12 protein-coding genes are annotated in these 24,771 nt (G+C 63.1%); 1 reads left to right on the top strand and 11 read right to left on the bottom strand.

Annotated features, from left to right (window positions below; translation table 11 throughout):
* Positions 1–39: 39 nt before the first annotated feature.
* The 8 genes from G3446_RS00420 to G3446_RS00385 form a co-directional block, all read right to left on the bottom strand.
* Positions 40–567 carry a hypothetical protein gene (locus G3446_RS00420; protein ID WP_164450413.1) on the bottom strand — a complete coding sequence of 176 codons (528 nt, stop codon included), beginning with the start codon at positions 565–567 and terminating at the stop codon, positions 40–42.
* 255 nt (positions 568–822) lie between these two features.
* The gene (locus tag G3446_RS00415) at positions 823–2,055 is read right to left on the bottom strand and encodes a restriction endonuclease subunit S (protein ID WP_164450412.1); all 1,233 of its coding nucleotides are present in this window, start codon (positions 2,053–2,055) and stop codon (positions 823–825) included.
* Positions 2,052–3,665 (bottom strand): type I restriction-modification system subunit M, encoded by a 1,614-nt coding sequence (locus tag G3446_RS00410; RefSeq protein WP_164450411.1) that lies wholly within the window; start codon positions 3,663–3,665, stop codon positions 2,052–2,054. Before G3446_RS00410 ends, G3446_RS00415 begins: the two co-directional genes overlap by 4 nt.
* A 191-nt stretch (positions 3,666–3,856) precedes the next feature.
* Positions 3,857–4,090, bottom strand: coding sequence for a hypothetical protein (locus tag G3446_RS00405; RefSeq protein WP_164450410.1), 234 nt, complete (start codon positions 4,088–4,090; stop codon positions 3,857–3,859).
* A 74-nt stretch (positions 4,091–4,164) separates the two neighbouring features.
* A complete protein-coding gene (locus tag G3446_RS00400) occupies positions 4,165–7,557 on the bottom strand; it encodes a DEAD/DEAH box helicase family protein (protein WP_164450409.1) in 3,393 nt (1,130 codons plus the stop codon).
* A 605-nt stretch (positions 7,558–8,162) separates the two neighbouring features.
* A complete protein-coding gene (locus G3446_RS00395) occupies positions 8,163–14,384 on the bottom strand; it encodes a DEAD/DEAH box helicase (RefSeq protein ID WP_164450408.1) in 6,222 nt (2,073 codons plus the stop codon).
* Between the two features lies 1 nt (position 14,385).
* Complete coding sequence (locus tag G3446_RS00390) at positions 14,386–17,799, bottom strand: STY4851/ECs_5259 family protein (RefSeq protein ID WP_164450407.1); 3,414 nt, start codon at positions 17,797–17,799, stop codon at positions 14,386–14,388.
* 104 nt (positions 17,800–17,903) lie between these two features.
* Positions 17,904–18,899, bottom strand: coding sequence for an ARPP-1 family domain-containing protein (locus G3446_RS00385; RefSeq protein WP_164450406.1), 996 nt, complete (start codon positions 18,897–18,899; stop codon positions 17,904–17,906).
* A 214-nt stretch (positions 18,900–19,113) separates the two neighbouring features.
* Here G3446_RS00385 and G3446_RS00380 point away from each other — a divergent pair, with 214 nt between their 5' ends.
* Positions 19,114–20,628 (top strand): sigma-54 interaction domain-containing protein, encoded by a 1,515-nt coding sequence (locus tag G3446_RS00380; protein WP_164450405.1) that lies wholly within the window; start codon positions 19,114–19,116, stop codon positions 20,626–20,628.
* A gap of 11 nt (positions 20,629–20,639) precedes the next feature.
* Here the strand turns inward: G3446_RS00380 and G3446_RS00375 are convergent, their stop codons facing one another.
* The 3 genes from G3446_RS00375 to G3446_RS00365 all read right to left on the bottom strand — a co-directional run bounded on the left by G3446_RS00375 (position 20,640) and on the right by G3446_RS00365 (position 24,761).
* Complete coding sequence (locus G3446_RS00375; protein ID WP_164450404.1) at positions 20,640–21,866, bottom strand: macro domain-containing protein; 1,227 nt, start codon at positions 21,864–21,866, stop codon at positions 20,640–20,642.
* A 230-nt stretch (positions 21,867–22,096) separates the two neighbouring features.
* Positions 22,097–22,612 (bottom strand): JAB domain-containing protein, encoded by a 516-nt coding sequence (locus G3446_RS00370; RefSeq protein WP_164450403.1) that lies wholly within the window; start codon positions 22,610–22,612, stop codon positions 22,097–22,099.
* A gap of 292 nt (positions 22,613–22,904) precedes the next feature.
* Positions 22,905–24,761 (bottom strand): cobaltochelatase CobT-related protein, encoded by a 1,857-nt coding sequence (locus tag G3446_RS00365; protein ID WP_164450402.1) that lies wholly within the window; start codon positions 24,759–24,761, stop codon positions 22,905–22,907.
* Positions 24,762–24,771: the final 10 nt, after the last annotated feature.

Raw genomic sequence — 24,771 nt, 5'->3', positions numbered from 1 at the left:
CATAGAGCTATTTCGCTAGTCAGAGAGTCGATGCGCCGTCTATTCGGAAGCATCGCCAGATGACCCTTTGACGTGGTCACGCCGGAGTACGGCGGTCAGCAAGACTAACGGACTCTTTCGTGCACGCTGCTTGCTGTTCTTGATGTTTTCCTTCAAGAGATCGATCCGGTACAGTGTTATCACTTTTCCTGAAGAGCGGTTCTCGAGGGCTCGCAGAAACGTCAAAGTGTTTTCGACGAGCGATCTACTCGGAGAGCCTTTTTCGTGGGAACGATCATAATGCTCGTGATAGCAGGTGATCATCACCTGGCGATCTAAGTCCGTGATCGCCTTCAGTGTTCGCTTGTCTACACGGCAAATGCGCCGAGGATTACCGCGTTCCTCGGCCTCGTATTCCAAGATGGCCGACTCGTATGCGGAATACGACGCCTGCTCGTATTCGTTCTTTCCTAAGGATCGGGTGATGCCCAGGATGTCCTTCCAGCAAGCATCATCTTTCTCAAGCCGCCTCTTATAGTGCTCCGTCAGGTTCGAATCATGCCAACTTGGTGTGTCTGGATTCGGCAACGGGTAAGGTCTCCGTTAGGTCCTCAAATTATCGAAAAATATTCAATTCTTACGGGTTCTAGTGATTTTTCAAACCCAAACGCAACGAACTCCCCTTTAGCCATTACTCGCAAGGAATGCAACATGTCGCTTATCTTGACAAATCATTGCGTGTGCGAGTTGGTTTGGTTGTGTAATTATATTCAAGTGGTGTTATTGACGAGCGGAGGATTCCGGATTCGTTCCTCTCCCAACATCTAAGAAGTTTGTGAAAGCCTATAGCATGCCCGCAAACGCTCTTTGACTGACAGCTTTGAACAGGATGTCAGCTTGTGTTTCGGCGGTTATCTGTCGATCAATATCGGCCAACGCTTTGGTAAAGATCGATGCGTAGCGCGCTTTCAATGACTCTGGTGGATCGTACACTTCGACTGACTCAAGACTAGATTTACTTACCATGCCTTTCATCGCCGCTGTTGATCGCTCTTGAATCAAGCGCTTGGAAGCGCGAACAAGTCCGAATACAAACAAAGACGGAAATTCTTGGTAGGGCATGATGGCATTGATCTGCTGATTGAATGCAACAGAACGATCGGCATAGGCAGAGTTTCCGATCGAAGAGGGGCTGCCGGCAATGCAGGTTATCAGCGTTGAGCCGGCAGGGACTGATCTACCGACTCCCAGACCGGATTCGGATAGTCCCTCGGTTGCTTTGGTCAAGAAATATTTAGCGGCGCTGATATTGTCTGTCTTAATCCACTCGATATGATTACCGTAGTAACGCTTTTGCTCACGCGGTGGCGTATTTCCCGTAATAACCTTACCGATCTCGCTGATTATCACGCGTCGCCAAGCTTTCGGGTTGGTCGCAGGATCGCCAAACATATCCAAGAACACCGACCGCAGGAATTCGTCGGCGAGTTGGATGGCTTGCTGGCGCTTGCGGCGGATGGCGTCGGCCTTGTCGAGGATGACGGCGATGCGTTTTTGCTCCGCAATATCTCTCGGATACGAGATGGGAAAGTCGCTAAGTAACGACGGACTCAACCTAGGAAGATTAACGCCAGACGTTTGAGAAACCGCAAGCTCGATCATCTGCGGCTGACGTAAGAAGTGAAACAGATAGTCCCGATCCATGACTCCGTCGCGAGGGCGAATCGGAAGGATATCGGTGCTACAAACGCCCTCAAAACCTGGGCGTGCGATCTTCTTGAGATTGGGGCGCAGCTTCCCATATAGCAGATGTCTAGACGAAAAGCGGAACTTTGTACTTCTTAGCTCAGCCTCTCTTGAATACTGCCATCTCAAGTCACCCGAGTCACCGCTGATATGCTCTAGGCCAACGTATCTCTCATCAGACAAGATCGCAGGATCAACACCTATTCTTTCGACTTGTGCTACGTCAGATAACCGACCGGTCACCCATTGAGACGAATCCGGGCCACTAGGATTGAATGACGCTTCGCAATTAATCGTAATGGCACCAGGACTCTCTGCCAATCCCTTCATCTCAACATCCCCTCTAGCTCATCCATATCCCCCAAGATTTCCTTCTCCAACGCCTTCATCCGCGCCACAATCTCCCTCGGCGGATCGTATCGCTCCTCCTCGTAGACAAACTCTTTGTAGCGGTTGATGGACAGGTCATATTTGTTACCGGCGATCTCCACCACCGGCACGGTAAAGGCTTTGGAGGTACAGTCAGCAAAAGGAGTGGTGCCACTGGAGGTCACGCCCTCAGCCCCGGCTCTCGCGCCCACGTGAGAGGGGAGATTTTTCCAGCTCCGCCATTGGCTCAGCGCATCCGGCAAGTCATTGGCCTCGACAGGCTGCCGCTTGTCGTCCAGCGAAAAACCATCGTTCTCGACATCGTAGAAGAAGACCCGGTCGGTGAGCCCGCCCTTGGTGAAGACCAGGATGGCGGTGGAAACACCGGCATAGGGCTTGAACACACCGGACGGCAGTGAGATGACGGCCTCGAGCTGGTTGTCGTCGATGAGGTGCTTGCGCAAGGTCTGATGGGCCTTGCTGGCGCCGAACAGGACGCCGTCCGGCACGACGACGGCGCAACGCCCGCCGTTCTTGAGCAGACGCAGGATCAGGGCGATGAAGAGCAGCTCGGTCTTCTTGGTCTTGACCTTGCGCAGCAGGCTTGGGTGAACGTCCTCGAAGTCCAGGCTGCCCTTGAAGGGCGGATTGGCGAGGATGACGTCGAAGGCGTCCGCGGCCTTGGTCGGGAAGCGCTCGGTGAAATTGTTGCTCAGGGTGTCCTGGTAGTGGATGTCCGGGGCGTCGACGCCGTGCAGCAACAGGTTCATGGCGGCGATGCGCAGCATGGTGGCGTCGAAGTCGAAGCCGTGGAACATGCCGGTGCGGATGTGCTGCCAGTGTTTCTCAAGCAGATCGCCGGTATGGATGGTCTCGGTGTGGCCGTTGACCTGCTTCTGGTAGGTGCCCTCCGGGGAGGAATAGGTGCGCAGCAGGTATTCCATGACCTCCACCAGGAAGCCGGCGGTGCCGCAGGCGGGGTCGGCGACGGTCTCGGTGGGCTGGGGGTCGAGCATCTCGACCATCAGGCGGATGACATGGCGTGGGGTGCGAAACTGCCCGTTGATGCCGGCGGTGGTGAGCTTGGAGAGCAGGTATTCGTAGAGGTCGCCCTTGACATCGCCCTCGGACAGGGGCAGGTCGTCGATCATGTTGACCGCCTGCACCAGGAGCGAGGGTTTCTGGATCATGAGCTGGGCGTCCTTGAAATACTCGCGGAAGCTGGTCTGCCGGGCGCCCTCGGCGGTCTCCATCTGGACGATGGTCTTGAAGTGCGGAAAGACGCGATCGCGCACCAGGGGCAGCATGTCGTCCGCGCCGAGCTGACGAAACTGGGACCAGCGCAGACGCCGCTGATCCTTCTCCGGGTCATCGCTGGGCACGAAGATGCGCTTGAAGGGGCGTCCGGTGCGGGCCGCGCGCTTTTCGTTGCGGCTCTCGGTGATGTCGAGCAGGCGCGCGAACATCAGGAAACTGATTTGCTCGATGACGGTGAGCGGATTGGTGATGCCGCCGGTCCAGAAGTCGGTCCAGAGCTTGTCGACGCGGTGCTTGAGGTCGCCAGTGATCATTGGTGGTCGGTGTCGGGGTCCGTGAGAGGTGGTGTCGGTTGTTGTTCGGAAGGCTGGTGCTGAGACGCTCGACTCGGCTCGATCTGAGACTCAGCCTCGATGCGCGCCCAATCCCACACGGCGAGACGAGCGTCGGCGGCCTTGGCCAAGAGGTCGTCGTTGGTCCAGGTCGAGAAAGAGTCGCGCCATGCTCAGTCCCAGCCCGCGCGCTCTTGCCGCACCTGTGCGGTGATGTCGGCACGGTCGCGGCCCTTTGCGGCGATCGGTAGGGCGGCGAGGAAGGCATCCAGGTTACCGGGCGCATTAGATTTCGGGGAATCCAGCAGGACGATAACCCGCGCGTGCTTGCCACTGTGCTGCTCCGGCAGCTTGAGGTGGAGTTCGTTGTTCTCGTCCACGTTGGCTTCGAGTTCGATGGCGTTCATGTTTGTCTGGAGCACTCTCAAAGGCCCCGGCTTGCAAGTCGAGGGGGGTTCATGGGTTCGTTCATCACAACGGCTCACATGGGGCTCGGTTTATCGTCGGGTTGCGTGGCTGGCCCGAAGCTCTGGATGACATTGACCAATGCATCCGCGTCCGCCTCGTTCGGGAAGGCACCGTCGATGCCGTCGGCATCGATCATGGTGAAGGGATCTTCGTACAGTCGCTCGACCGCCAACGCACCATACCTGGCGATGTGGTTCTGCAGCAGACCGAGAAAACGGGTCTGCTTGGCAGTGAGCGCCGGGTGCTCGAAGAGGAAGTCGTTGAAGCGCTCACGCACGGCATCCGGCTCCATGCCGACGATGGTGCGCAGGATGTGATCCAGCGGCACCGCCTCCCCGTAGAACTCGCGCAGGGTCGCGAGATTCACGTCCGGATGCTGGGTCAGCACGAGTGACGCCAAGCTGGCCAGCTCCGTGTCGGTAACCGGCTTGCCGTGTCGGATCTTTCTCAGTACCGGATCGGTCTCGAACAGGTCCTTCAACGCGGCTTCGACCTGACGCTCGTAAGCCCTCATGTCGACACTGGGTATCGAGGACGAGCGGCGTCCGGTCTGGACCTGGCTCGCCTCCTCTTGGATGTCGAGGATTCTGGCCGTTGTGGTCGGGGGACCGCTCCCCGTCGCCCGATGGTGAATGATCTCGCGTAGATCCTTGCGCACGGCCTCCAGGTCAGCGAACGAGACGGACTCCCAGAAGCCCGCGGAGCGAACTTGCTGGATCCTTTGCGCCTTATCCCGCACCGGATTCAGGTGCATCTGTAGCCTATTGACCTTGTCGAGCAGGTCGATCCGCAAATCGTCCAGCCGTCCGGACTTGCGCAACAGCTCGAGCTGCATGCGGGCAATCAGCAAGTCGAGGGCATGGGCCTCGGTGTGGTCTCGGATATTCGCCCATTGCATCAGCGGCGCGATCTCGGCGCGCAGGGTCGCGACGGTGGCCGGCGCCCAGGCATGCAGCGTCTCGGGGTTGCCGACTTGACGCTTGGTGCGCCATTTTTCGCGCACGGCGATGGACTCCTCGGGCAGGCGATTGATGTCCTCGGCAATGAGCTGCGCGACAACAGCGAACGCATCCGGCTCGGCCGCCTGAAGCGCGCCTTCCGCGAGGGCGATGCGTGCCTCCAGGAGATTCTGCATCAGCGACTTGGACTGGGTCGGCTCCATCGGCTGATAGTGGAAATCGAAGTAGTCGAAGTTGCCCCAATGGTCGAAGATGCGAAAGCCTGTCTTGGGCTTGTCGGGGCCGAACAAGTGCGGGCAGAGACGCGCGCCGCGGCCGATCATCTGCCAGAACTTGACCTTGGAGTAGACGGGCTTGGCGAAAACGAGGTTGACGACCTCGGGGACGTCGATACCGGTATCGAGCATGTCCACTGAGATGGCGACGGTGAGCGGATTCGCCGGATCCTTGAAGTCGTCGATGAGCTGCTCCGCGCGCGGGTCGTAATTGTCGATCACCTGGCAGTAGGTGCCGCCATACTGCGGATAGAGCTCATCGAAGACCTTGCGCAGCACCATGGCGTGCTCGTGGTTGCGGGCAAAGATGATGCTCTTGCCGATTTCCTGGCCGTCGGCGGTGCGAATGCCGTTCTCCATGAGGTTACGGACGACGTGACGGCTGGTGTCCTTGTTGTAGACATTCTTGTCCAGGTCGCGCACCTCGTAGCTCAGCCCCTCCGGATCGACCCCGTCCTCTTCGAGCTGCCGACGCTGATCGTCGGTGAGCTGGTCGTACTTGATTCCGCGCCGATGGAATCCGGTGGTGTAGGTGTGCACCTCGAACGAGACGAGGTTTCTTTCCTCGACCGCGCGCTCGAACGAGTAGTAGACCGTTGGCGCTTGGTCCTCGCAATCGAACATGCGGTAGGTATTACGGGCGACGAACTCCACCGGCGTTGCCGTCAGCCCGACTTGCAGGCAATCGAACCACCGAAAGAGGTCGCCATAGACGTTGTAAATGGAACGGTGCGACTCGTCGGCGATGATGAGGTCGAAGAAGCCGACGTCGAAGCTCTGAAAGACCTTCATCATGGCCGGATAGGTGGCCAGATAGATGCGCTTCTGCCGGTCTCGGGCGGTGCGGGCACCGACGGTGACGAGCGGCTCGTTGAGGAAATCGTTGAAGGCGTTCTTGGCCTGTTTGCGCAGCTCGCGGCGATCGCAGAGGAAGAGAATGCGCTTGACCCAGCCGCCGCGGACCAACAGCTCGGCCAAAGCGATCGCGACGCGCGTTTTGCCGGTGCCCGTGGCCTGAACGATGAGTGCCTTGCGCCGTTTGCTGGTCAGCCGCTCGGTGACACGCTTGATGGCCTCGATCTGATACCCACGGTCGACGATCTCACGCTTGGGTGACAAGGTGTTGAGCGCTTGGCGGCCGTGACGTTGGTAGACCAGGTACTGCAGGCTGTCCTTGGAGTAGAAGCCAAACAGCTTGCGTGGTGGATAGCCGTTGGTGTCGTCCCAAATCCAGATGTCGAAGCCATTGGTGTAGAAGATGACGGGGCGTTGCCCGTGCATCTTCTCCAAGCCATCGGCATAGTGCCGTGCTTGGGTGCGCCCGTTCTCGGCGTCGACGGAGGTGCGCTTGGACTCGATGACGGCCAGCGGCTTGCCGTTGTCGTCCCACAAGACGTCGTCGGCGAAGCCAATGCCGGACGTCGTCGGCTGATGCTCCACCCGCACTTCCCGCGTCACCTCCTCCGTGTCCGTGCCATTAGGGCCGACGGACCAGCCCGCATCCACGAGCTGGGTGTCGATCAAGCGACGTCTGGTCTCGGCTTCATCGAACCGCAGCTCATCCGCGGCCCGCTGACCCTTGGATGCCGCGGCCTGGAGGTCGGCGACGCGCTGTTCGGCGCTCGCGGCTTGCTCGCGCGCCGACTCGAGATCCTTAAGCAGCGCCAGTAATTGCGCCTCTTGCGCCGCGAGCTTTTCCAAGGCGGCCTTCTTTTCCTGCTTGAGCTTGGCCTTGAGTCCAGCACCAGCGCCTCCTGGCGGTGGCGATTGGTATGACGGGCACTCCGATGCCGCGCGGCCGAGATGGGCTATGGAAAACCATCGGGCAAGATCGTGGGCCTCCTTGATCAGTGCGTCGGCGATCGTCACACCCACGCGGTCGCCATGCGCGGCCTTGTTGCCCTCGATCCGCAGTGCATGCAGCTTGTCCTGCACGACCTTCGGGGTCGCCTGCCGAAACGCCGCACCTTGGAGCAGCTCGATCAGGTTGGCTTGGGGAGTCTTGGGTAGGTTGAGACGCCGATAGATGGCCGAGACCATCTGCTCGGCGAACAAGCGCAGCTTGACCAGGGCACTCTGAGGATCGGTTGCCGCGTAGCCCTCGGCAAATCCCCCGAGCGCGGCAAGATCGTCCCAATCTGGGCGCAGAAACTCAAAATTGATGGATTTCATGAAGAAGCAGTCCATGCGCAGACTTAAGCAAACAATGCGCCACTTTGATAGGCGCCAGGGATCTCAGTCGAAGATTGCCGGTTAGACTCATCTGAGCGATATCTCTTGCAACACGATTAGGTGCATTCTCACGACGCTGTCTAGCGGAGGCCTTGACCAGATCACAATCTCCTCTATCGCTAAATAAGAATTTGAAAATAATATAGTTATATCGAGTCATCACATACTCAGAACAGGTTTTATCGCGCCAGACCTGATCGTTGGCAGGTATCCAAATCGAGCTTGTCCGACCTTTGATCGGACACCCTTCAGGCCAGCCGCAGAAGACGCTCAAGTCGCTCGCAGCTGACACCGTGCAAGCGGAAGCGAGGCGTCAAGATATCTGTTCTCTTATACAAGCATAAACTTCCTTACGCTGTCCTGATTGCGACCATTGAGTCGGGAGATACCTCGGGCGTGGTGGATCAACGTCAAGCCGCAGGCGCAAAGGTCCGGGTGAAGCTCACGCGAGTCGCCCGTGCCTGCCCCGCGGACGGTGGAGTGCAAACCTCGTTGACCCGAAAGCTCATGACGGCTGTCTGGATCTCAGCTCTCCCCACCAACGGCTAATCTCGCCGTCCGCAATACCAGTACGTCGGGTAATCGCCACTCACGGCCTCGATCCGCAGATTCTTCGAGCGAAGCTTCGTAATCTGCCGAGCGACGTCAGCCTCGAAAGGAAATTCCGGGCGAATGAGCCGCGAGGTGCGCCAGTATCCAAGCCCCTGATCCAAGCGAATCGACCAGGACTCGCCATCACTCCAAGTCAACGTCAATTCCCGCGCGTGCGGCAGCTCGCGGGTCGGCATTTCGTTCCATGTGAGATCCGACCAGCTCTCACCAAGCCAGTCTTGCACAACTTGTCGGCGATCTTCGGCATCGCACCAATCGTGGAGAAACAGGCGTGGTGACTGGGTACCAAAGCGATCCAGGTCAGTCGTCTCGATGCGCAGGGGCGTCTCTTTCTTAATGCCACCCGAATAGTACTCAAGCCCCTGAAAAAAGCTTTGCAGCAACAGGATTGCAAATGGGTTGCGTAAGTACCGATCGACGTAGTGAACGGACCGAAGCGATAGGTTCCCATTGAGACGCTCGGCCAGTTGAGGAATCCGTGTTTCCAAGTAGGACCAAGCGCGCTCACCAAAGGTCGCCGACGGGCCATCGAGCTCCTGAGTGATCGACATGGCAACGAACCCAGGAATCGTTGGATGAAGATCGGCCGGGGCGAGGTGTTGCCAGGTGTCGGGGACTGTGTCGAGCGCAACGGAATCAGTCACACGTACGAAAGGACCACCTGGCTCACCACCACCCCATGTGGGCCGAGGGACCAATGCTGAGGGGTCGCTGACCGCCCAGCGTACCCGTCGATCGGCTCCGCCAAGCTCGAGAATTAGCGGTAGACCACCAGCAACCGCCCTATCCTGCTCCGGCATGCGCAAGAGCTCGGCTCCCGTGTAAGCCGTCAAGGCTGCGAGCTCGTCACGCTGAGCGGGGTTGAGCCCTTCCAAGGTGGTGGCCGGCGCAATCAGGCGGACCACCGTACCGTTCTCGGCCCATCGCGTGAGATGGTCACGCAGACGCCAGGCCAGCGGCTCCCAGTCGTCGGCTTGACCGCCCAGGTAGACGCGCAGCTCGCTCATGGCGACGCGCTGCGCCTCCCGGTTCAAGGCCAAGACGAGCGGCTCCATCTCCAGCTGGGTCTCGGAGCCGAAGGCGCGAAGCGCCGGCGGCAAGGCCAGCGCATTCAGGAGCTCGTCCGAGAGGAGATCCAACGCCGCGTGGCGGTTCAGATGATCGAGATGGTGCTGCGTCTCATGGGTCAGAACACAAGCCTGACAGGCCGCGTCACAGCCCTTGGGGCATTGCAGATCGTCCCGTGCCCGCCGCATGAGCGCCGGCAAGAGGCTTGGAGCCTGACTGACATAACCGGCGCCGCCCGTCGCCGTGTCGTAGAGGTAGATTGAATAGGTCGACTCCTCATCATTCGCGCGGCTCGGCGCCGCGAGCGCACCGATCTCGGGCTCTTCGATTCCGAGCATCGCGCAGAGCGAGCGGCGCAGGGCCACGGCCAGCGTGTAGGCCGTGGTCCGGTCGACGGGGCGGAAGCTGGCATCGTGCGGCTGCAGCTCGAAAATCTCGGTGTGGCTCACCACGCCCAAGCGGACGCCGCGCAGGATGGACCAGTCCGAGTCATTGCCTGGACAGTGGGTCTCTTTGTCGTTCAGGCGACCACCGCGCAGGCGCTTGTGGAACAAAGGCCCCTGCTTTTCGACGTCCTGGACGAAGGTCGCCGGCAACCGCTCGTCCTGGAGCATGGAATCGGCCCGACCACACCGCAAGCACAAGGCATAACCGGTCCCGTGCAGCCCGTCGCTATGGTGGAAGATGGACCCGTAGCGCGTTGCGCGATAGCGGCCCAATCCCGCAACCGGCAGCGGCATCCAGTCGGCGCCGTCGAGCGAGATCAAGGGGTCGCGTACCGGAATGTACTGAGGGACGGCGAAGTTGTTGTCGGGCTTGGCGCGAATGTCCACGGCGAAGCCCGCTGGCTGGATGAAGCGGTGGCGCGTCAGCTTTCCGCCGTCCGCTTCGCCGCAGCGTGGGCAACGCTCGGGCATGGAGAGCCGGACACCGTTGCCGCCACAGCTCTTGCAGCGCCACACCCAACGCAGATCCTGGATCTCGGGGGCGGCCTCGGCATCGGCGGGTACCTGCCAGTTCAGGGTGACGCCGCCACTGCGATAGACCCGTCCATCGAGCACCGTATCGGTGCCCGGCGCGTAGTCGCGGATGGCCACGGCGAGATGGCGGGTCGGATACCCGGCGCGGCGCGAGCGGTTGTCTTCCCGCTCGGCAGACAGGGCTCCAATCAGGTTCTCGAGTGTCGTCGTCACGAAAGGCACGACATTGGTCGGGAAGCCATACCCCGGCAGGAAGCCCAGGTTCGCCAGCTCACTCAGCAGGTACTCCCCCCGCAGGCGCTTGAGCTGAATATCGATCGCCTGCTCTGGCTTGCTGTCACCCGTTGCGGTTTTGACCGCCTCCCGCTGGGCGAGCAGCGCGTCCAGGTCCCGGCGCCAACGCTCAGCCGACTCGCGTGCGGATTGGGCTGTTCCACTCAGCAGGTCGCTCATGGACCGCCCTGCCAAGGGTGTCCGGCGGATGAGCATCCGCGCTCCCGCGATGAGCCTCTCGGAAGACAGGGCGTGCGTCTCGCACCAGTCGGCGAACCGATCGCAAGGCGCCGAGGCCGCTGAATCCGAAGCCTCGAAGAACCAACCGACCTGCAGTCTGCGAATGTCGGCAGACTGCTCGCGGAAGAAGACCGCGAGTGCCAGGGCATTGAGATGACGCTGGACGATTGGCAGGCTCTGGAGCGCAACGCGCGGCAACCCAAGCCGGGTGACAAAGGGCCAGAGCGGATTGCGGAAGACCGCCTCGCCCTGCGGGGTCGCCTTGCAGAGGGTAAAGCTCAATGCGGCCGTCTCACCGCGACGTCCGGCGCGCCCGGCGCGTTGCAGGAAGTTGGCGGGATGTGGCGGGACATTGTTCATTGCGACCGCTGTCAATCCGCCGATGTCCACACCCATCTCCATGGTGGTGGAACAGCTCAGGAGATTGATCTGTCCGGCCTTGAAGGCGGTTTCGCGCCGCGTCAGATCCGCGCCGCGGATCTGCGCCGAGTGCTCGGCGGCTCGAAAATAGCGGCGATGGACGGCCAGCCGATCACTCAGGTCCGGCCAAGCCCCGAGGCTTCGGAGTCTCTGCACCCGGGGATCCGATTCGAGCCAAGCCTCGGCGGCCTCGGGAGCAGACTCCAGCCAGAAGGGATCGGGGATTCTGGGCATCTCGACAGGCTCACAGCGCGCGAGCTGATCAGGCGCGGGCGCACCCGGCAAGTAGGGCGTCATGCCGCGGCAGGTGATCGGCAACAGACGCCGCGTCACGGGGCAGAACCAGGCCTCGCGGACTTCCATGAGTTCGGCCTGTTTGTCGAGCTCCAAGTGGAAGCCGTATTCGGTCTGGCTCAATACGGGCCGAATGCCGTCCCAGAGGGTCTTGAGGATCTCCTCCAACTGCATGGTCTGCTCGGTATTCGCCAGATCCAGCTTGAAGAGGTGTCCGATCAAACGGACCAGACGATTCCGCTTGGCGTGAGGCGAGCTGGCAGAGGGCCACGCGCGCTGGATCTTGCGATCCTTCAACTGTCCTGGCGCCAGGAGGACACTCGGTCGCCCTGGATACCCGAGCCATCGAATCACATCGGGCGGAGCGGCGATGCCGGGACTACCGCTGCGAATGAAATAGTCGATACCGACTTGCAGCAAGGCCCGCCACTCCTCCGGCTTGACGCCACGCTGTCGCATGACGGCGGGCGGTTGCGCCTGATCGAGCTTCGGATAACGCAACTGCGCCAGACCCAGTCCCTCCAGCGAGAACTGCCGGCGAGGACGTACGAAGAACTCACGGAGCAGACAGAGTCTGACCAGTTGACGCTCGTCGGCGAGCAGCCCGAACGTGAGCTCTTTGATGCTCGGGAGTAGCCAACGCCGGAAGTCTTCAGAGCCAAGAATCTTGTTCTCGGCATCCATCCACGTCAGATGTCCGACGGGCGGCGTGGTCAGTTTGACAAGCTTGGCGCGTTGCTCCTCGAGCAGGGCCTTGAGAGACGGACTCGCCGCGACTGCGGGCTCGAGATCCTTGATCATCCGCTGAACTTGCTCGATTTCTCCGGCATCGGCGATTTCGGCACTGGCGGCGAGGTGGTGATAGAGCAGACTGCGCACATGATCGCGCTCGCTCTCCTGCTGCAGCTTGGCCGCGAATCGCGCCGTCCCCTGGCGGCTGTCCGTAAAGGTGATGAGCCGACGCCCATCGAGTGGACGCGGCTCCTGAGCGCCTTTCATCGGCGGCAGGGCATCGAGCAAGACAGGAATCGCGGTGCTCAACAAGAACGGCGCTCCGATACGCACCGGCATAAACAAGGCCCGACCGCGCTCCCTCTCCCCACAGACCGGGCAATCCAAACCCTCTTCGCCCGGAAGCCGCAGATGCACAGGCACGCCGCGCTGCCCTGATGGGTCGAGCTGTCCGCTCGATTCCAGGCCCCAGTCTGTCGCACTCGCGTCTTCGGAACGGGTGATCAGGCGGGGCTGCGCAACCGTCGGGAGACTCTGCTCGCCTTCCTGCTCGTCGTCATCCTCGTCAGCCAAGGGCTCGAGCTCTTGCTGAAACTCGTCCTCATCCGAGTCGAACGCGCGACACGTGAGTCGCTCCTCGCCCTGCTGAAAGGTCTCCGCGGCGGCCAGGTACTCCGCACCGCACTCGCCGCATTGCACCAGGTCGAAAACGGGTGTCCGACAGTGACAGCAGTGCTCGCGCCGCTCGAGAAAGACGGCGCCGAAGGGCCAATCTGGACGGTCGAGCCCGGAACTGACGCAACCGGGGCAGCTCGCATTGGCGCAGGCCCACAGACCATTGATGGTGCGCTGGAAGAGGTGCGCCCGCAGCGGAAGGAAAGGCACGCCCTTCTCGGTCGTCGCAGACGTACAGAGGTCCAGCCAGCCGAGTGTTTCGCGACGCGCCTGGGCGTCCTCCCGACCAGAAAGGATGCTCGCCAGCTCGCTGAGCCGCGCCGGTTGTGTCACCAGGCGCGTCCGCAAGCGTCGCATCCGCCCGTCGCTGGCGAGGGCTTGAAACCGTTGAGACGGCTCCAGCGCATGAAGGGCCGCCGGATCGGCGCAGGGCTCATTGAGGGTCAACAGGGATTCCGGCAGCGGAGGCGTCTCACGCTGCCCTTCGATGACCCGCACGCGATCCGGACTGACGCCCGCGACGTCGGCCAGAAAATCCGCGAGGTGGCGACGCGCGTCTTCGCTGGCGTCGGCCAGGGTGGCCGAGGTCGCGATGAAGCGCACCTCACTCGGATCGCCGCCGAAGGCCTGCATGACCCGGCGCAGCAAGAGCGTCAGCTCGGCCGCCTGCGAGCCCACGTAGGTATGCGCCTCGTCGATCACGATCCACCGCAGCCGCCCCTGGGAGCGATCGAGGATCGGGCGGTCCTCGTTGCGCACCAGCATGTACTCGAGCATGGTCGCATTGGTGATCAACAGGGGCGGCGGGTCCTCGCGCAGCGTCCGCCGATCGGGAACCTCGCACCGCCACTCGTTCCTGGCTTGATCAGGCGTATCACCGTTATACAGACAGAAACGGACGCCGCCCTTGAAGGGCTCGGACCAGGCGATCAGACGGTCTCGCTGACTCTTGATCAGGGCGTTTAGGGGATATAGGAAGATCGCGCGCACCCCGGTCAGCGGAACGTGTTGGCGATGCGCGAGCTCGGCGGCGAGATCATTCAGGATCGGGATCAGAAAGCACTCGGTCTTGCCCGAGCCAGTGCCACTGGACACCAGGATGGAGCGCATCGCCTCCAACAAGGCGCGCCAGGCTTCTAACTGATGCCGATAGGGGTGCTGACGCGCCGGGAAGCGATAATCCTCGCTCAGACCCTGTCGCTGCGGCTCACACAGCGCCTTGACCAGATCGGGATGCAGCAGCTTGCCACTGAGCCCGCCCAGGGTGACGTCAGCTTGGCGCCATCCGAAGCTGGCCTCGAACACTGGATCGGCAAGAAAGGCGTCGGGCAAGCCAGCCCCCTGACCGAGCATAGATCGCAGGTGCTCGCGCAGGGCATCATTGCGGAAACCGCGCAAGCCGAGCGTCGCGCGTGTCGCCCGGCGCCCCAGTTGCTCGATCAGGGTGGTGAAGAACGGCTCCGTGCTCGCCATCTCAGGACTCCGAGGATCGTTGGGCCAAGCCGATCGTCATGGCGATGGCATGGATGAGATCGAACCAGTCGCGGTCGAATGCCCGAAGCAACCGCAGCTCCAGGATGAGTGATGGGCTCGCATGGAGACCCTGCAGACTCAGGTGCGCGGCCACGAACGGCGCGGAGCGCACCGCGAGGCTATAGGCCGGCTGTGGGCTGAGGTGTGGCGCAACCCAAGGCGGCAGCCCCCCGATGCGCTCTTTCACCTCTTGTCCATCCGGCCATCGCTCGTTGGCGTCATGACGCCCCTGAAGCTCGAGGATCGCCGGTTCAATCTGCGCTTCCAGGATCCCAGGCGCACTCCGTGCCACCTTCAGCATGCTGTCCGGCGGCAAGGGACGGCCACGGCCGCGGAACAGTGACCGCTGCATCCAGTCGCATAGCGGCAGCCAGTAGAGCCGATGCTCACCAGCGCGCCCACGAAAGGCCTGAAACAAATCGAAGAGGATGTCTTCGCCAGAATCGATCTGACACAACGACTGGCGCAGCCCCTCATAGTAGCGCTCGGCCGCCGCCAGCCAGTCGTCGACGGGCACCAGGGTCCAGAGGAACGGCAGGTGACGCGACAAGGCCCAAATGGTCTCGAAGGTCTGCGCATCGGCCCGCATCAGCGCCTGCGCGAGGGTCCGGGGATGCGTCACCAAGACACACAAGACATCGAGCGCGCTCGGCGGAAACTCCTGGGCCAACCGCAGGTACTCGAGCAGGAGCGCCCAATCGGAGTGGTCGGGATCCTCGGCCAGACCCATCAGTGCGAGACCCAATGCCTGCTGCCGCCGCTCGGGATGTGGCTCGAGGATAGCAGCCGCCAACGGCGATGCCTCGACCGCTGGCGTATCGCCCTCGCGCGCCGGAACGACCCAGAGCATGGGCCGAAAGCGAGCCCACTCGCCATCGTACCCAATGACCCACCAGGGTCCCGACTCGAGCTCCGCGGGAATCGTCCAGGAGGCGGCTTGACTTGGGTCGGGCTGCAATTCGACCGACTCGGCGGCCGGCGCCCAAAGTCGCAGCATCTCGAATCGGGCACGCGTCTCCCAACCGGCGCCAAGACGGTCTTGCGATTCCTCTGGGATACGCACAGAGCACGACTCACGATTGGGCTCCATGACGACATCGAAGCGCGACACCCGAACGCTTGCCAGCTGATCCCCCCTCGAGGAAATGATCGACAGTCGGACTTGCGCATCCAGATCGGCGCTGCTGGCCAGGAATGAAGCGACGCGGTCGCGCCAGGTCGAGAGCGGAATCTCCAGCCGTCCATGATCCAAAGGGGCCAACTGGGTCGAGAAGCAGCGGTGACCGTCAGTCATCAGCTGACGAAGCTGTCCCAGTGGCGCCCAAGGCTGACCCGATAGGTCATGGGTGAGGAACGAGCCCTGCAACCGATAGCGGCAGCCGCCCGCCGTGTCTTGAATGAAGGCGTGCAAGCCGCCCAAGCGATCCAAAGGTACCCAGTCGTCGTCGGGCAGAGGACGACCCACCAGCCGAAAGAAGGCGCCTCGCTGCGGATATGGCAGGGTGAGCATGATCGGCTCCGAGCCGGGCCAGTGCACCCTGAGCACGAGTGGCGGCAAGACACCTGTCAGCGCCGGACACAGCACCAGCGCCTGGTCCTCGGTCCCCTCAATGGTGACGCCCGTCGGCCGATCGATGCCGAGCGAGACTCGCCCCTTTCCCAATCCACTCAAGACCAGCTGCCCTGCTCGGTCCGTCGTCCCGATCGTCGCTTGAGCTCGGAAATCGGAAGGCACCACGTCCACCAAGCGCCGGCAGCGCTCGACGCCGTCAGCACGCACAAGCCGCACCCAGACACAACCCTGGGCAGTGAGCCGAGCGTCACTCCAAGAGCCGTTGACGCCCCGGTGACGCCACTGGAGTCGATCCGTTGGGCTGGCTTCGCGGCGCCCGTCCGCATTCAGGCACTCGATCCGCGGGAGCCCCTGATAGCGGGGGCGCTCATCCAACGCGGCGGCCACCGTCTGCCCAACGACACAGAAACTCCAGTCGCTATCGCTTTCGGCCTGACACTGAATGCGATACCGATCCTGCTGGGGCGTGAGGAAGTCAACCTGGCCCTGAACGCAGAAGAGGACACGGTCGAGCACGTCGATCCGCCCCAGGCACTCGCATCGACCTTTCTCCGCGTTTGGCGTCACATCCGAGGGCGCCAGAACCCAGACCTGCGCGGCTCGCGTCCTAGCCGAGCCCTCGGTCAGCCAGTCCAGCCGCGCACCATCGCCACGCGCAACGAAGACCCAGGGCGCATCCCCCCAGGGCTCACCATCCCTGACGACCAGGGGATGCTCCTGCGTGCCGTCGTGCAGACTCAACCCGTGCCGTTCGACGACCGCCGCCCCACGGAGCACGACGCCCCCACGCCGAAGCCATTCGCGACGGTAGTGCGCGGAGGCGCTCTCTCCTTGCATCAGGGTCAGCCAGGCAACCGGCTCACTTCCCTGAGCGGTATTCAGTAGAAGACGCCAACGAGGCCGATGAGACGCCTGGCCAACAATCCAAGACTCGAGGTGCTCGCTCGTCGGCGCTTCTGGCAGCTCCAGCACCTTCTCGACCGACCAGTCATCACCCGTGGCACGCAGATACCCACGCCAACGCAACCGCGCCGTTGCTTCACGCGCCAGCTCCGCGGAACGATTCACCAACCCGGTCAGCAGGGAGAGTGCAATCTGATCGTCCAGCCTCAGCGGAAGATCACGGCGCCAGTTCGGATCCTGGCGGTCCAATGCCGCAATCGGATCAGCGGCTGAGCCGACGTGCGATTGCAGCTCCTTAACCTTGGCGACGAGCGTCCCCGCGAGGTGGAAGACCGGCGGCTGTCGAAGGGTCGCAGGAAGGCGATGGGCCTGTTGGCAGGCAATCGCCTCGGCCAGCGACTGATCGCTCTGATCGAACCGGTAGTAGTGCTCAAGGACTGAGCGGAAGTAATGCGTGAGATGCGTGCTCTCGCGCTCCAGCAAGCGCAGCGGCAGTCCGCCCTCACAGGCCAATGTCATTAGAAAGAGCCGGCCACGGCTATCGTGCAGGAGCTTCCGCCTCCAGAATCGCAACCCCTTCTCCACCCAGTCAGCGATCACCGAGTGCTCTGGCTCTTCCAACCCCAAGTGTGTAAAGACGGTCCGCCATGCCCAGGGGCCCTCGCTATGCTCCCGGCAGAAGGTTTCCGCGGCGTACAGACAGAACAAGGGCTCCAGGTCAGCCACCAGCCCCCTGCGCCTGTCCGTCTGAATCTGTTGGCGTGTCAGCTCCTTGAGCTCCGCGTACGTCCTCTCGCTCATCTTGTAGGCGTACAGCGGTCGGCCATCCGGACGGGTCTGCCGCGAGAAGAACAGGAACTGGGTTAACCACTTATGCACGATGTCGCAACTCCATTTCCGAGGGTCAAACAGCGATTCAAGCGCAGTCCACTAAAAGTGTCTGCAAGTGGTTCGTGAAGATCCAGTCGGCGTGGCTTCCCATCTCAATGCGCCCTCCCTCGTCTCCGGCTCGAAGCGCTTGTCATCCGGTCCGACGCCTCCCGTGTTCCCTGTCGCTCCGCCGTCGGCAGGCGAAACGCACACAGATGCATCAACCGACCGCGTGCCAGCAGCGCCCCGCCAGACAGCCCTGGCCCCGTAAGACGCACATCCTCGCCCTCCCCGACCGACGGATGCGTCGAGGCGTGCGCCGCAGCCATCTCCAGCAGGAAATCATCTGCGCCGGTCACAGCATCCGAAGGTGCACCACGCCCGAGCTCGACGGCATCCAGGGCATAGCTGACGACGAGCTTGGGCAGCAGCTTGCGCCAGGTCGCGGCGCAGTCGAACAGCTCCAGGCCCCGGATGGCCCCGTTGATCGCGAAGACGGCGCCGACCTGGTCGGGCTGCGGCGGCATGGCCTGGACGTACTGCGCCATCAGTGCATCGAAGTCTTCGTAGAGACAGGCCATGGCATCGGTGCTCGAGCGGCTGCCCATGCGCGCCGACTTGGCGGCGATGTCCTGCCAGATCTCGCCCTGGTGGGATTCCCGCTGGCCACGCGCGCGGAGCGATTCGGTCACATGCCCGGCTTTGCGGGCGCGCCCACTCGCATAGAAAGCGCGTCCCTTGCTGCTGAAGGCCGGGCTCGCGGACGACCAGCGTCCGGCCTCGACACAGGACACCGGAATCGTGAGCGTAACCGCCGCCGGGGCCAGCAAACTGAGATTCAGGACCCGGTTCTGCTTGGCGCCGACCAGTTCTTCGCCGTCGAGCAGCAAGATGGCTTGCCCGGCGCGGTTGATCAGCCGCAGCTCGGGCACCGATCCGCTCTCGGAGAGCTCGGTGATCTGTAGCTCGCCGCGCGCAAGCGCCTCGTCCAAGGTGAGATAGTCGGGCTCACGCCCATCGGCGGCGAGCAAGGGCGTCAGGCTCAATGTCTGGTGCTGAAGCACCTCCCCGAAAGTCAGTTGGCTCAGGCGGTCGCGAATCATGTGCATGGTAGATCTCCTTGATGACACAACCGCTTAAAGCACTCGTTGTGCCAGCCAGATTGACCACCTACTGCGCTAGTGATAACACCTTTCTTATCAGCGATATAGGGAATTCTATGCAGAGCGTCCCTGAACAGGCCGCCAACTTAATTAGCAGATTTTATTGTTCAAAAACAAATTTTCTTGTATTTCTAGCCGCTCATTCACGCTGAGGCAAGCCATGCGCATCCTGGTGAGCTGGGTCGGGCAGACGGACCTGAAGGCAGCGGCAGGCGTGGACGCCGTGGGGCTTGGGCCGATTGGCCAGGCGGTAACGCAGCGCGCCTTCGAGCGGGTCGTGCTGCTGTGCAACTATCCAAAGACCGACAGCGCGGGCTTTCTGCCCTGGATCGAGCGACAGACCTCGGCCAGCGTCGAGCTCACGCTGGTCAGCCTCTCGCGCCCCACCCATTTCGGGGAGATCTACCAGGCGGTGACCGAAACCTTGGCGCACCTGCTCCAACGCTACGGTGACGCGGCCCGCCTGACCTTTCATCTGAGCCCCGGCACCCCGGCGATGGCGGCGGTCTGGATACTGGTGGCCAAGACCCGCTATGGCGCCGAGCTGATCGAGTCGTCTCCACAGGAGGGGGTGCGCACGGCGGAGATTCCCTTCGACATCGCGGCCGAGTTCATCCCGGAGGTCTACCGGCAGGCCGATCGCGACCTGGTGCGGGTCGGCTCCGGCCTAGCGGAGAGCGCACCCGAATTCTCGGACATCATCCATCAGGGACCGGCGATGCGGCGGGTCATCGAGCGTGCCCGGCGGGTGGCCGCGCGGAGGGTTCCCGTGCTGATCGAAGGCGAGAGCGGCACCGGCAAGGAGCTTTTGGCGCGCGCCATCCATCGGTCAAGCCCCCGCCGCGACCGTCCCTTCATTGCGGTCAACTGCGGCGCGGTGTCGCGCGAGCTAGCCGAGTCGGAATTCTTTGGCCACCGCAAGGGGGCCTTCACCGGCGCGACGTCGGAGCGCATCGGCTATTTCGAGGCGGCCGACGGCGGCACGCTCTTCCTCGATGAGATCGGCGAGCTGCCGCTGGATCTGCAGGTGAAGCTGCTGCGGGCGCTACAGGAGGGTCAGGTGACACGGGTCGGTACCACACAACCGCGCACCATCGACGTCCGCTTGATCGCCGCCACCAACCGCGCCTTGGCTGCAGAGGTCGTGGCCGGCCGCTTCCGGAGCGATCTCTTCTTCAGGATCGCGGTGGCCCTGATTCAGGTGCCGTCTTTGCGCGAGCGTCCGGGCGATCTCACACCGCTGGTCGAGCACCTCCTCGCGCAGATCAATCGTGACGCCGCCTCCGACCCCGGCTGGCAGGCCAAGCGCCTGGTGCCGGCCTCGCTCAACCGACTGGCGCGTCATGCCTGGCCAGGCAATGTCCGCGAGCTGTCCAACACCTTGGCGCGGGCGGCCCTCTGGTCGACGGGCGACACCCTCGGTGAACGGGACATCGAAGATGCCTTGCTGGCGCTGCCGAGCCCCATGTCAGAGGAGAATGCGCTGTTGGGCCGCCCGGTCGCGCAGGGCGTGGATCTGCCGGACCTGATGCGCCAGTTGGCCAGCCACTACCTGGCCGCGGCGATGCGGACGACCGGGGGCAACAAGACCCGGGCGGCGGAGCTACTCGGGCTGTCGAGCTACATGACGCTGACGAACTGGCTGAACAAATACGGCGTGACCCCGGACACTTGACGCCCACCCCATCACGTCAGGGACTCGGCCACCTGCATCGTGCGACCGGTGACCGGCAGCAGATATTCCAACTTGTTCGGTGTCCAGCGATTGAGCAGCCCCTGCGTCTCGACTCCAGCCCCTTGGGTGTCATCGTGTCCGGGCGCGAAACGTCGTAACCAGGGCTCCAGTCCGTCCACATTGGGATTCCCCAGCGCCTCGCACCGCGCGCTCCAGCGCTCGTAGGCAATAAAGGCACGCAGATCGGCTTCGATCTCACTTGGCGTGCGGGATGGCTGACCGTGCGCGAGACGGTTCCGGTCCTCATTGAGGTGACTCAAGCGGTGATGGAGATGCATGTCGGAGAGCACGAGAGTCCGCAGATGCCGTGTCCAGGGGTCAAGACTCACGGCAGACTGAAGCTGCAACGCAAGATGCTGCGTGTCGCGCCGAACCATCCCGAACGAGAGGCTCTGGCCGATCGGGATGAGCTGGGTCACCGCCCCAGCTGGTCCCGCCGCGATCGCCAGACGCGCGAGCAGGTAGCTCGCCAGCAGCTCGGCATAGCGAAGCAGCATCCACGCGAGGAAGCGTGGGTCGGCGCTGCGCACATGCAGGCGGTTGAACTGATCCAGATAACCGATCCCGAGCCGCAGGTCCTGTATGGGTGAGACGCCCAGATGGTGATCGATCAGTCCTTGAATCAGTGAATCGACGATCTGGTCGTAGGTCCCGCGCCGCACTGCCAGCCAAACCGCCCGTCGCGGTCCACCCCGGAGACCAACAGCGAGGATCTCGCGGGCGAATTCATAGGCGACCAAGGCCGGGCTCAAGCCAAACAGCCCAGTACCGAGCAAGGGGAAGGCGATCGACTCGGGCAGATCCGGATCGGTCAGGATGGTGCGCACACAGCGGATGACGGTGTTCAGCGCATCCGCTTCGTGGTCGACATCCTCGGAATCGAGCCATTCTCCCGGCTGGTGGAATCCGGCGTGGTAGATGCGCTCATACAGGGCTCCACCCCCCGTCGACAGGACCGTGCCGGTTGGGAGAATCGTCTTCTGGGTGAGCGCATCCAGCTCGTCCTGAATCACCGAGCCGAGACGGCGGCGGATCTGACCGCTGATGGTCTTGGGGTTGCGAGCCAGATAGAAGTCGGTCTGATCGCTGTTGACGATCGCCGAGACATCCAGGTCGAAGAGATCCGCAACCGCTAGATGCAGATCAATCGAGCCGATCTTCCACACATGCGATGTCATACGGGCCTCCAGCCGTCTCCATGGATTGACGCCTCAGGCGTAGGCACACCGTACTCATGGTAACGCATGGCACAGAGGATGCCGTGGCGGAAGGAAGACCAGCCCCATCCGTCGCCTCGCGCCTAGCCCAGAAGACAACGCCGCCAGCCCCGCATGGGGTGGCGGCGCAGATCAGTGCGTATTCAGACGGAGCATGCTCCGCCGCACGACAGGAGCAACCACGCTCCCGGTTACAGCACCCCCTGTTCTGCCAGGGAGGTGCAGGTCTCACCGATCACGAGGTGGTCGAGCACCCGAACCTCCACCAGACCCAGGGCCTCCTTCAGCCGTCGCGTGATGGTCAGATCGCTCGGGCTGGGTTCGCTGATCCCACTGGGATGATTATGGAACAGTAGACAGGCACCGGCATTGGTCCTCATGGCCTGCTTGACGACTTCACGCGGATGGACACTCGCCCCGTCGAGGGTGCCACGGAACAGCTCCTCGATCGCGAGGACACGGTGTCGGTGGTCGAGCCAGATCACGCCGAAGACCTCGTGCTCGCGGGTTCCGAGGCGCAGCTGGAGATAGCGCTGCGCCAACTCGGGTGATGTCAGGACATCGGGGTCCAGGGTGCGGCGCATCCGCCGCTCCAGGATGGCCATCGCCTGGCGGATGAGCACGTCCTCGTCCGCCCGTGCCCGGTCGATCGGGATCGTGCCGTGGGTGACGAGGTGCAGGATGCGGGTGGTCGCCGAGGTGGACATGGTCTTCTCCGGGTGGACGGGGAAGACACACGGCTCCCAGGGGAGTCGAGACGCTCCCCGGGGGATGATGGCAGGCCGGATGACCGGCCGGTGGTGCGCGGACACTTGATGAATCGCCTCCGCTGGCGATGGACGGCGACCCGCTCTGGATCACCGGCGAAAGCCAGTCCGCTCGGCCGCCGGTCACTGGGCGCCCGAGGGAAGACGCCCCCATGGGGAGACGTCCCCATGGGGTGAACCCGGCGGATGCCGGGGTGGGTGGTTGGATGGTCGAGCCGCAGGCGCGGCGCGTTCAGGCAACCAGCAATCGTTCGGCCAGGCCGAACAGGGCCTGTTTCAGATCACTGGCATCCTGCACACGGGTCCCGACGCGGAACAGCGCCGAGACATCACAGCCGATGCCGATCCCGACCGGCTCGAGGCCAGCGGTCTCACAGAGGCCGAGGATCTCGACCGCGGCCGCCCAGTCGTTGGGCGCTCCGTCGGTCATCACCAGGACGATGCGCCGGGTCTCCGGACGCAGGCTCAGGTCCGCCGCCGCGTACCAGAGCGCCTGCGCCAGTGGGGTACCGCCGCGCGGGCCTTGCTGGAAGGCCCCGGCCCGCTGGCGGACCGACTGTCCGTGCTGGACCAGCCGGGTGATCCGCTCGTCGTCGCCTCCGAGCCCCGGAAAGGCGCTGACCGCCACCGAGACGCCGGGGATACGCTCCAACGCCAAGGCCACTGCCAGGGCCGATTCCAGAGCGACCTGAAAGGCCCGCCGCCCGGAGGCGGTGGGACTGTTCATCGAGCCCGACAGGTCCACTAGCAGATGGAAGGCCGTATTGGGCGCGACCCGCTCACGTCGCCGGGCGAACAGCCGGGCATCCCCGACCCCAGCTCTATGCAGCCGTGCTGGGACCAACGTCCGACCGCGACAGACCGCCTGCGGGCGGTCCATCCGGCTCGACTGCACCAAGCCCTGGAGCCGGGCGATCAGCGCCCGCGAAGTGGCCTCCACCTGACGGTGCAGCACCTCGCCTAGCCTTGGGTTGCAGGATGCATCTTCACCAACCGGAAGCTTGGACGGACTGAAGCCCGTCTCTCCCGACTGAATGAGCAGCGCCTGACGGGCACGGTCGAACAGATCACCGGCCAGATCGCCCTCGCCGGCGGCGAGGACGCGTTGGAGCAGATCGCCCGAGGCTGGGTCGCCCGGAGCCTGACCACCCGACCGCGCATCGGCCGCTTGGCCATCCGATTCAGAGCACCCGGACGGGGCAGCGGCTTTGGTCTCGGTCGCATCGGCTTGCGCTCCCGCCGCCTCAGGCGTGGATTCACGCTCAGGGTTGCCATCACCGCCCTCGGAAGGCGGCTGGTCGGCCCCCTCGTTGGACGCGTCCGGTCCGTCGGTGTCCTCCGGCTGGTCGTCTTCAGAGACGCGGTCAGCCTCGTCCCCTGCCGTGCCGACGCATTGCTCATCCTCGCGGCTCGGCGCCTCCTCCGCGGCGTTTGATGCCGTTGTCGTCTCGGGTTGCGGATGGCGCGCCGCCTCGTCCAACAGCTGCTGGATCCGTTCGGCCAGATCTGCTGCCTCGGCGGTGGAGCCCAATGCCCGCACCTCGGCCATCAGTCCGAAGAGCCGATGCACCAACGCGGACGGAAAGGTCTGCCGCAGCACCTGCTCGCCCTCCTGCGCGGACTGGGTGAGCGTCTGCTGCCCCAGCACCCGATGGCGCAGGATCAGCAAGAGTGCCGCCGTGAGGATCTGGGCCGGATGGTCCTGCGGGTCCGGCGGATTCAACTGCCCTTCGGCAAGCATCCAGTCGATCACCCGCGCCAAAGTCGCCTCGGTGCCGGGATAGTCCCGGCGGATGGCGCGCTCGACGCGAATGTCCTCCAGCAGGTTCAGTAGATGGCGCCGAAGCGGTGATTGCTGCGCGGCGGCCCGATAGACCGCCATGTCGGTATGGCGCACATGGCTCGCTTCGTGGGCCAGCAGGCCCCAGGCGACCGGGCGCAGCCGGGAATCGGCCGACACGTCCGGCAGCCAGATGGTCTGTCCGTCGGTCGCGGCCTGTTGGCCCCCGACCTGGACCTGCACGCCGAACTTGCGGCCCAGAGCGGTGGCGACGATCGGCATGGCATTCTTCAGTGTCGTGCGTGTCATGGTGTAGCTC

The sequence above is a fragment of the Thiorhodococcus minor genome (assembly GCF_010820565.1).
Classification (GTDB): domain Bacteria; phylum Pseudomonadota; class Gammaproteobacteria; order Chromatiales; family Chromatiaceae; genus Thiorhodococcus; species Thiorhodococcus minor.
Note: the sequence above shows the minus strand (reverse complement) of the source record. Positions and strands in the feature narration are given on the sequence as shown.